The sequence below is a fragment of the Brachybacterium tyrofermentans genome, from assembly GCF_014897585.1.
In the GTDB taxonomy this organism is placed as follows: Bacteria; Actinomycetota; Actinomycetes; order Actinomycetales; family Dermabacteraceae; genus Brachybacterium; species Brachybacterium tyrofermentans.
The window spans coordinates 1-1090 of sequence record NZ_JABUXW010000090.1; the positions used below are offsets into that span (position 1 = coordinate 1).

Below are 1090 nucleotides of genomic sequence, written 5' to 3' on the forward strand. Positions count from 1 at the left end.
ACGACAGCATAAGAAATCAACCGAATCCGCTGTCCGAAATCACCGCAGCAGCTCACACCCTCCTTCGGCGCGTGCGCCTGTGACCCCTGTCTGTTGCATATTCCGGTGAGGTCCTCGGACCGTTCCTACGCTTCGGTCGGGGCGAGGTCGGTGTCAGTGTGGATGCGTAGCGCGGCGATGAACTCTTGGTAGAGGGGGTCGCGGGTGAGGAGTTCGCGGTGGGTTCCTGCATCTCGCACACCACCGTTTTCGAGGACGATGATCTGGTCGGCATCGAGCACGGTGGATAGACGGTGCGCGATAGTGACGACCGCGCCCTCTCGCGAAGCGGTGGCGATGACGTGCTGGATGGCCGCTTCGGTAGTCGCGTCGAGCTGGGCGGTTGCCTCGTCCAGCAGCAGCACATTCGGGCGGCGCACCAGCGCTCGTGCGACGGCGAGGCGCTGACGCTCCCCACCAGAGAGACTGGTCTCGGCAACGTCCGCGTTCAGCCCGCCATTCAGGGAGCGAATCTTCTGATCGAGGCGCACCGACGTCAGCGCCTCCCATGCTTCGTCGTCGGTGGCGTCGGGAGCGCGGAAGAGCACGTTGTCGCGAACAGTGCTGGGGATCACCGGGGTCTCCTGTTCGACGTAGGCGATGTGGGACCTGACATCATCAATGCTCAACCGGTCGTAGGGGACGCCGTTCAGTTCAAGCCGCCCCGCGGCAGGGTCGATGAAGCGGAGCAGCAGCGAGAAGACAGTGGTCTTTCCAGCACCGGACGGGCCTACGAGCGCGATATGCCCCTGCCGTGGGATGGCGAATGTTACGTCGCGCAGCGCGGGGGCTTCTGCGTCGGCATAGCCCGCTGTGACCGCACGGAGCGCGAGCACCGGGGCATCGGGGACGCTCAGGTGGGCAGATGCATCGGCGGGGCGAGCGTGCGTGTCTTCGAGTTCGAGGTTTTCGGTCTCACGGATGCGCGCGGCGGCGGCGAGGCCGCTCTGGAGGGTGGCGAATGCTCCGGCCAGTGAGGTGATCGGGTCGACGATGGGAGGTGTCAAGTTTTCTGTGTAAGGGGCCGGTCGAACAGCCTCTCTGCCGGGTG

Annotated in this window: 1 protein-coding gene; it reads right to left on the reverse strand. The window is 65.1% G+C overall.

The window, feature by feature from the left end; all coding sequences use genetic code 11:
• Nucleotides 1–125: 125 nt before the first annotated feature.
• Entirely contained in the window at nt 126–1046 is a 921-nt protein-coding gene (locus INT49_RS20830; protein WP_226851143.1) for an ABC transporter ATP-binding protein, read from the reverse strand.
• Nucleotides 1047–1090 lie beyond the last annotated feature (44 nt).